Here is an 8,562-nt window from a genome sequence, read left to right as displayed (position 1 = left end):
GGTTGGCTTGCTCCCTCAGCGTTTGTTAAAACGAAATGATGGAATATAAGAATACAGGAGCCGTATACGAGGTCCGTACGTACGGTTCTGCGAGAGGGATGAGGCAAAAGCCTCACCCTACTCGATATTATCTACCTTCTAAATTACGCATCATATCCGAGGTGCGATCTGTTATTTCAATGATTGCATGAATTGTACTTAACTCTTCTTCAAGTTTTTTTGTCAAGTGAATTGCAAAACGAGATATTGTACGAATTTCAGGTTTTATGCTCTCTAAGCACACTGGTTTTATGCTTGAAAGACGGTAATGCAAAGCATAAAAATTCGCTTTTTTATTAGCTTTGATAATGAAGTCTATCTTTTCTTGTTCAGAATGAAAGTCACTGTCAAGGAAACTATTTATTAACCATTTGTCATTTCTATCTTTTGATGCTTTAACGTAGATCAACGCTTCTTTCAGTATCCCTTCTGCCTTGTCTTGTTTTAGTGGCTGAGACAGTAAACGCTCATGCAATTGATTATTGGTGATGGGATAATAATTCAATTCAGTGTGATTATCTGTGTGTAATGAGAATAATTTGTGTAAAGGATGGTCCACCTTATCTATCGCTGCATACTTTATATTAGGCAGCCCAGCATCCTTACCAATAAAAAAGACACAATCATAAAGGGCTTCTTGTGCAATTTCTGATAGGCGCTCACTGGACGGTTGTGGTGTTGTTTTTAATGGTAGACATTTAAAGTGACTAGGATTATTTTTTACTAACAAATAGAAAAAATGGCTACAAATGGAGAATGTCTTTGAATCACACACTTGCAAATGTAATACATTATTGGGGCCATAGCGAATTACTTTATAACCCAAGTGAGACAGTGGATGTTTTTGTGAGACTTTTTGTAATGCAAATAAATTAATTGTTACTACCGTTGAAACAGCGATCGAAGTAATCTTATCAAGTTTAATTTTTAAACCCGATAATGAAAAATCTATAATCTCGCCTGTATAATTTCTTCCTTCATTGTCAAGTGATAGCTTACTTTTGTAGAGATAGCGGGGCTCTTTTCTTTGTTCACTTGAGAACAGTGTAAATATTTGTACATCACTTTCTTTTTGAAAGTGATGTACAAATTGGTTAATTTCATTTAGTTCTTTATTACCAGAGCTCTCATTATGCGAGAGCGCTGTATAAAATAAAGGCTGTAACGTTGCGATGTGAGTTGTACGCTCAAACACCGTGGGAACGGGATCTGTTATATTATAATTATGTCCTTGCTGATATTGGTAAGTGTTTAATGTTAAATGATAAACTCGCCAACTCTTTTTACTCGATCCATAGTCAATAAATAGTTTCTTTAACCCTTTTTCTACTAATTCCTCTTCACTTGCTGAAATGAAATAAGTTTTATTAGTTGTGTTGTAGGTGAAGCAATATACTGTTGTTGATGATTTTTCTTTTGTGTGTGCGAGTAACTGGGGAAGTCGTAATTCATTAAATAGCATTGGCAATTGATTAAAACCATCACAATGCCATTCATTTAATATTTTCTTATTAACACTATTTTTTAAGGCAAAAAGAAAAGGTGAGGCAGAACGGTTATCAAGATAAATTGGCAGCGCACTCATTTGCGAGAGATAGGTATGATTCAGCGCTTTAATTTTTGCAAGCTGATAGAAATAATGAACGTCAATTTTGTATTTATGCTGGTTTGACCTTACAAAATCACGAATAAAAGCGATAAATTGAGGTTTATTATCGGCATAGCTCAGATATAAATAGTGGGTATTACCGTCATCCGCTTGTTTTACTAGCTGGTAGGTAATTTCATTAGTAAGTATTGCTTCTTGATATTCAAGTTGTAAGTCGGTAAATATGATCTGCAGCGAAGCGCCATCAAGCAGTTCAACCTTTTGTTGAAATTTGATTTTCACCCCGGAAATAGAAATGTTAGAAGTTTGTCCTTTGATCGTTTTTCCATCCGCCAGTAAAATATCTACAGCCGAAACAAAAAACATGCGCGGTGCTCCCTGTTCATATCGTTGAGAAATGCACAACAAATCACATTGATCTTGGCGTTTTTTGGGGATAACAACAAGCTGTTTTTTTGCCTGTTTTTTTTTCTTTTGCGCAATATAAGAATCAACGGCTTCAAAAACACCTATAGTATAAACTCCATATAGATGATGGTTATCTTGGTATATTTTCAGCGCCCCGGCGGTTAAATAATGGCTAAGTTTTTCGTGCTGGAATAATTGACATTCTTCATTCATTTTATGGCGCAGATCGATAATTCGGATGCACGGTTTTGTTAAACGATTGATCTCCATCTTGATAAGAAACTTATCGCTATTACTTTCACCAAAAAGAATTCTATCAAGCAAGTCGTTAAAGTCCGGCTCATTCCGTAAAGAAATAAGCTCTTTTATTTGTACCTGGTAATTCTTAAAGTCCATATCCAGCTCTTTTCGTCCGCGGTTAATATTTATCTCATTCACTCTATTTAACATTGCTTATATTGGTTTTATGTCTTATTAGTAAAATAATCAAGCAGTGATAATAACAGAAATCCGATATACGCTTAGATAACTTTTTTATCTACTGTTAATCAGATAAACGCATATATGTTCGCTCGTTGCTATCTTTTGTAAGCCACAAAAAGGAAGACAGAGATGGCAATAAATGCATTTTTCGAGTAGAGAAAAGAAAAAATCTGTGTTTCAAGCGGAAAATCGTATTAATGCAATCGGCTGAAAAGTGGTTAGTATTTGTTAAACTATATCTGATTTATTGGCTACAATATAAATAATTGTTTGCTGAACTTAATGAAATTGAGTAAAGCTTATATTGATTAATAGGCTACGATGTCCATGTGACCTCGAGGTGTTGCTCGGAGGGCCAAATAAGAACCTATCGAGCTATCCACTGTGTTAATTCTCTTACGGAGGTGTATACAAACATTGAACACCTTGGAGGGTGCTTCGTGTACCTAATGCTGTAACGCATTATTGGTTTACTGATTTATCCTCTTTGATTAACATGGGTATACATAAACTCATATATCCCAGCCCATTAGATCTTTATAGTTTAGTAGCCTTAATTATCATCAATATTAATTAATTGCGATATTTCTCTATGCAATAAACTTTCATCCGCTAAATTTAGCTGAATCAGACGTTTCAGATGGGAAATGCTTTCTAAGCTTATTGATGTAAATTTCACGCCTAAAAACGACTCTTCTTGATGGCAGATTACACCCTTAATTTCCAGTACAATATCAGATCCGGTTAACTTCAGGCTTAGCAGTACAGGAATGTTTTCACTTTGATTGTAATTTTCAGGGCTTCGTATTAAAGCACCATTTAATGATATATCTAATATATCGGTGTCCCAAGTTACCGTTTTGCCTGATGTGGTTTCGCTTAACGAACACTGTTCTGTGAAGTTAATACGAGAGAATTTACGCCTTTCTGACATTGTTATTTCCCATTATATGGTTGATTAATATTACAAATAAATTGCTTGTATATCATAGGTAATTGCTCGCAAATTAGCGATTTTCCAAGCACATTATTTTTAACAATTAGATCATAGATCAGGCTTATTTCTAATTGCTGAAGGGCCTGAGTAGCAATTGCTGCATAGCTGATGTGCCAAGGCTCAACAGCGACCCCGCCTAGAAAGTTTTGATATGGACGATAAAAACCAAATAATTCAATATTTTCACTTAACCACTGATTTAATTCGTGAAAATAACCATTTTCAGCATATTCACTAACAGTCAACGCTAAATTTTGATTCATAGGTAATAAATTGGGATCATAAATATCAAAGTCAGTTCCCCAATGGTGGCGACTAGCACCGGGTAATGCCGACCAGTGCAGTATAGCAAATAGTTTATCTAATTCTGATAATGCGAAAAAGTCTAACTTTTGCTCATTACTATCGAGAATAGGCGTTTTCCCTGAGTATTTATTGTCCCAAATTACTTGTTGTCGTTCAAAACTACGAAAGCCACTGGCAATTTGTAAGTTAAAGCCCGCCTTTTTTGCTGCCTTTTGTAAGGACTTAAATTCAGAAATAACATCGCGGTGAATTAAAACTTGCTTACCTAACTCAGTCAAGTGAGAAGTGACTTGTCCCGTTAATTGCTCTATTAGCATAATAATAATTTTTCAAGGCTCGTTTGATATATTATGACAAGCGCATCTAAATCCTCAATTTTAACACATTCGTCTATTTTATGAATGGTCGCATTACAGGGACCCAGCTCAACAACTTGAGCGCCAGTTGGGGCGATAAATCGGGCATCTGAGGTGCCACCACTGGTAGAAAGCTCTGCTACCAGACCGTTGACCTGCAAAATGGCCTCACTGACAGCGTCAGTCAATGAACCCGGCTGAGTGATAAAGGGCGAACCGTTATAGGTCCAATGGATATCATATTCCAATTCGTATTTTTGTAGAATAGATGCCGTCCGTGCGATGATCTGGTGAGCATCTAATTCTGTGGAATACCTAAAATTAAATTGAATAAATGCATCACTGGGCACAACATTACTTGCACCAGTCCCTGAATTAAAATTGGTTATTTGAAAGCTTGTTGGTGGGAAATACTGATTACCTTTGTCCCATTGAGTGCTCGCAAGTTCGGCAAGTGGATGCACACAACTGTGTATCGGATTTTCTACTAGATGTGGGTATGCAACATGACCCTGAATACCTTTTACGGTTAAATCTGCAGTTAATGAGCCTCTGCGTCCATTTTTAATCGTATCTCCAACCTGATTTGTACTTGATGGTTCACCGACAATACAATAATCAATTTTTTCATTTCGCGCCTCAAGAATATCGATAACGCGAGTTGTTCCGTTAATAAAAGGACCTTCTTCATCACTGGTAATTAATAATGCGATAGAACCTTTATGATCTTGATGTTTGGTGACAAATTGTTCTACTGCGATTATAAACGCAGCGATACCACTCTTCATATCGGCTGCACCACGTCCATATAAAAAACCATCAATAACGGCAGCTTCAAACGGGGGGGACGTCCATTTGTCTTCGGCGCCTGTTGGTACGACATCTGTATGACCGGCGAAGCAAAAAAGAGGTTTTTCGGTTCCTCTGCGCGCCCAAAGGTTAGTCGTATCTTCAAAAATCATCACTTCACAGATAAAGCCTAACTTTTCTAGAAGTGAAATTAATAGTTGCTGACAGCCCGCATCCTCCGGGGTGATTGAACGTCGCTTTACTAGATTTTTTAATAAACTCAAAACAGGGCTATCTGACATGATTTTTCCTTATAAGGAGAACAGGGTTTGATAAGTTTCTACGCTGAAACCCAAGAGATAAGTTGAATGGTGAATAAGCAGTGGGCGTTTAATTAAGGTTGGAAATTCAATAAATAGAGGTACGATGGTGTCTCTATTTAATCCATTTTTTTGTTGTTCTGTGAGCTGGCGATAACTGCTGCTACGTTTATTAAGAAGAATTTCCCATTGAATATTTTTTAGAAAAGATTCAATCATGGCGCGATCTAAACCATCTTTGCGATAATTATGAAATGCATAGGGGATGTTATGTTCTGCCAGCCACTTTTGTGATTTTTTAACCGTATCGCAGTTGGGAATGCCGTAGAGAATAGTGTCCATATTTTGCTTTACTCATTCAAAATAAAAACATTGTAACAAGTAACAATTAGAATAGCAGCAGTAAGTTAAGTCTCAGCGCTAAACAAAAAGAGTCGCATTAGCGACTCTTTGGATTGGGATGATAATTAAATTATTACTTATTTAATTATTTTAAGTACAGGATCTGTCGCTACTACAACAGTACCAACCATTTTCTGTAACTCTTTAATTTCATCCATATTTGAGATAACAACAGGTGTTAACACTGATTTCGCTTTTTCTTTTAAGAACTCAAGATCAAATTCGATGATTGTATCACCCATTTTTACTTTTTGTCCTTCTTGCGCGATGCGAGTGAATCCTTCGCCTTTAAGTTCAACCGTGTCAATACCAAAATGCACAAAAAGCTCGATACCAGTGTCAGACTCCAACGAGAACGCATGGTTTGTTTCGAATATTTTGCCAATTACACCATCACAAGGCGCAACCATTTTATTTCCAGTCGGACGAATGGCAATACCATCACCGACGATTTTTTCAGCGAATACGACATCTGGTACATCTTCGATTGCAACAATTTCGCCTGAAAGTGGTGCGATAATATCGATAGTGTCTGATACAGGTGCGTTACCTGAAATCGCTTTTTTTAGTGAACTGAAAAACCCCATGGGTCAACTCCAATAATTATGAATATGTATATAATATCAAACGCTCTATTTAAAAACAGTGATAGATCGTTTAATAATTAGTTAATGCCTTTGGCTTCATTAAATTCAGTCACAAGGGCCTCAATTTCAGCTGCTGTTGCCATTGACAATGCTTTGTCTGCTAAGGCTTTTACATCTGCGAAACTTGTACTGCGAATTATCTTTTTAACGGTAGGAATAGAGATAGCACTCATAGAGAATTCATCAAGTCCCATGCCAAGCAATAGTAATGTTGCTCTTTCATCTCCCGCTAATTCTCCACACATACCAGTCCATTTTCCTGCAGCATGAGAAGCATCAATAACATTTTTGATGATACTTAGTACAGAAGGGGACATTGGATTATATAGATCTGAAATAAGTTCATTGCCTCGATCTACAGCCAGTGTGTATTGTGTTAAATCATTTGTGCCGATACTAAAGAATTCTACTTCTTTAATCAAGTGATGAGCAATAGCTGCTGCTGCAGGAGTTTCAATCATAACTCCAATTTCAATTTGTTCATCAAAAGCGAGACTTTCAATCGTCAGTTCGGCTTTAAGCACCGCTAAAATATCTTTAAGTTTGCGAATTTCTTCGACTGAAATGATCATTGGGAACATAATACGAATTTTACCAAATGCCGAAGCACGTAATAAAGCACGTAATTGCGGATTCATAATTTCAGGTCGGTCAAAACAGATTCGTATCGCACGCCAACCTAAAAATGGGTTCATTTCAGTGGGAAGATCAAGATAAGGTAAATCTTTGTCGCCACCGATGTCCATCGTGCGGATGATACAGGCTTTGCCTTCCATGGATTCGACAACTTCTTTATAGGCTGCAAATTGCTCTTCTTCTGTTGGCAATTTATCTCGGTCCATGAATAAAAACTCAGTGCGATATAGACCTACACCTTCCGCGCCGTTTCGTTTTGCACCTTCGGTATCTTTAACCGTACCAATATTTGAACAAACTTCAACGCGATGGCCATCGGTCGTGATTGCGGGTAAATCTTTTAATTTAGCAAGTTCTTCTTTTTCAGCTAAAAAGGAAGCCTTAAGGGCTTTAGCTTCTTTAAGTTCTGCGTCAGTTGGGTTAATAATCACTTTATTATTAAGTGCATCTAAAATGATTAAATCGCCACTTTGTACGCGCTGCGTAATATCATTTGTTCCAACGATAGCTGGAATTTCAAGTGAACGAGCCATAATAGAAGTGTGCGATGTACGGCCACCAATATCAGTAATAAAACCCAGTACTTTATCGAGGTTTATTTGTGCTGTTTCAGAGGGGGTTAAATCTCGAGCAATTAAGATAACTTCTTCAGTAATATTGCTTAAGTTAACAATTTCAATTCCTAAAACATTTTTAAGCAGGCGATTTCCTATATCTCGAAAATCAGCAGCACGTTCACGCAAATAGGGATCTTCTAACTCTTGCAGCATATTTGCATTTTCTTCAACAATGTAGTGGATGGCTACATCAGCTGAACAGTTATTCTTTTTAATATAGGCTACGATATCTTCTTCTAGTTCTTCATCTTCAAGAAGCATTATATGCCCTTCAAAGATTGCCTCTTTTTCTTCACCAAATGTTTCTAACGCTTTTTGTCTGATAACTTCCAGTTGTGCAGAAGCTTTTCCACGTCCATCTAGGAAGCGAGCAATTTCCTTATCAATATCTTTAACTTTACCCGTGTTGAGAGATATTGCATCCTCTTGTAATAACAGTGCTTTAGCGAAGGTTATGCCAGGAGATGCAAGAATGCCAGATATCATAATCTATCCTTTAAAAATTCTAACTAAAAATTCAAATAATACAGACTGTATTAATAACTATACAAGTTTAGCCATTAAATCAACTAATGTATCAACGGCTGTTTTCTCATCAGCACCTTCCGCTTTAATATTAACAGATGTACCTTGAGTCAGGCCTAAAGTTTGTAGTTTGAACAGGCTTTTAGCACTAGCAGATTTACCGCCAACTTCAACAGAAATGTCAGATGCGAAAGATTTTGCTTCTTTTACAAATTGAGCAGCAGGACGAGTATGTAGGCCATTTGGAGCAGTGATAGTGACTGTTTTTTGATACATGGAAGCACCTTAATTTATGAGAAGTTTATGGGTATTTGTATTGTTATGTTTGATGCATTCAGACATAGCAATAAAAATAACGAATAATTTTATTGCAGTAATAAAGTAACTAAAAATTGGTTCTATTAGTTTGATACATATCAAATTTTAAG

The 8,562-nt window shown here is 36.7% G+C and carries 8 protein-coding genes; all 8 read right to left on the bottom strand.

From position 1 onward, the window contains the following. Positions 1-127: 127 nt before the first annotated feature. Positions 128-2,452, bottom strand: coding sequence for a PilZ domain-containing protein (locus tag KSO91_RS14680; protein WP_238743784.1), 2,325 nt, complete (start codon positions 2,450-2,452; stop codon positions 128-130). Between the two features lie 640 nt (positions 2,453-3,092). After that, positions 3,093-3,473, bottom strand: coding sequence for a PilZ domain-containing protein (locus tag KSO91_RS14675; protein WP_238743783.1), 381 nt, complete (start codon positions 3,471-3,473; stop codon positions 3,093-3,095). A 2-nt stretch (positions 3,474-3,475) separates the two neighbouring features. Further along, the gene (locus KSO91_RS14670) at positions 3,476-4,159 is read right to left on the bottom strand and encodes a M15 family metallopeptidase (RefSeq protein ID WP_238743782.1); all 684 of its coding nucleotides are present in this window, start codon (positions 4,157-4,159) and stop codon (positions 3,476-3,478) included. Beyond that, entirely contained in the window at positions 4,153-5,289 is a 1,137-nt protein-coding gene (gene dapE / locus KSO91_RS14665) for a succinyl-diaminopimelate desuccinylase (protein ID WP_238743781.1), read from the bottom strand. Before dapE ends, KSO91_RS14670 begins: the two co-directional genes overlap by 7 nt. 9 nt (positions 5,290-5,298) lie before the next feature. Beyond that, positions 5,299-5,649 carry an ArsC family reductase gene (locus KSO91_RS14660; RefSeq protein ID WP_238743780.1) on the bottom strand — a complete coding sequence of 117 codons (351 nt, stop codon included), beginning with the start codon at positions 5,647-5,649 and terminating at the stop codon, positions 5,299-5,301. A gap of 137 nt (positions 5,650-5,786) precedes the next feature. After that, positions 5,787-6,296 (bottom strand): PTS glucose transporter subunit IIA, encoded by a 510-nt coding sequence (crr, locus tag KSO91_RS14655; protein WP_238743779.1) that lies wholly within the window; start codon positions 6,294-6,296, stop codon positions 5,787-5,789. Positions 6,297-6,373: 77 nt separating this feature from the next. After that, positions 6,374-8,095 (bottom strand): phosphoenolpyruvate-protein phosphotransferase PtsI, encoded by a 1,722-nt coding sequence (gene ptsI, locus KSO91_RS14650; RefSeq protein ID WP_238743778.1) that lies wholly within the window; start codon positions 8,093-8,095, stop codon positions 6,374-6,376. Positions 8,096-8,152: 57 nt separating this feature from the next. Beyond that, positions 8,153-8,410, bottom strand: coding sequence for an HPr family phosphocarrier protein (locus KSO91_RS14645; RefSeq protein WP_238743777.1), 258 nt, complete (start codon positions 8,408-8,410; stop codon positions 8,153-8,155). Between the last annotated feature and the right edge of the window lie 152 nt (positions 8,411-8,562).

The organism is Psychromonas antarctica (assembly GCF_022267535.1).
Lineage (GTDB): Bacteria > Pseudomonadota > Gammaproteobacteria > Enterobacterales > Psychromonadaceae > Psychromonas > Psychromonas antarctica.
This window is presented reverse-complemented; position numbering and strand designations above follow the sequence as displayed.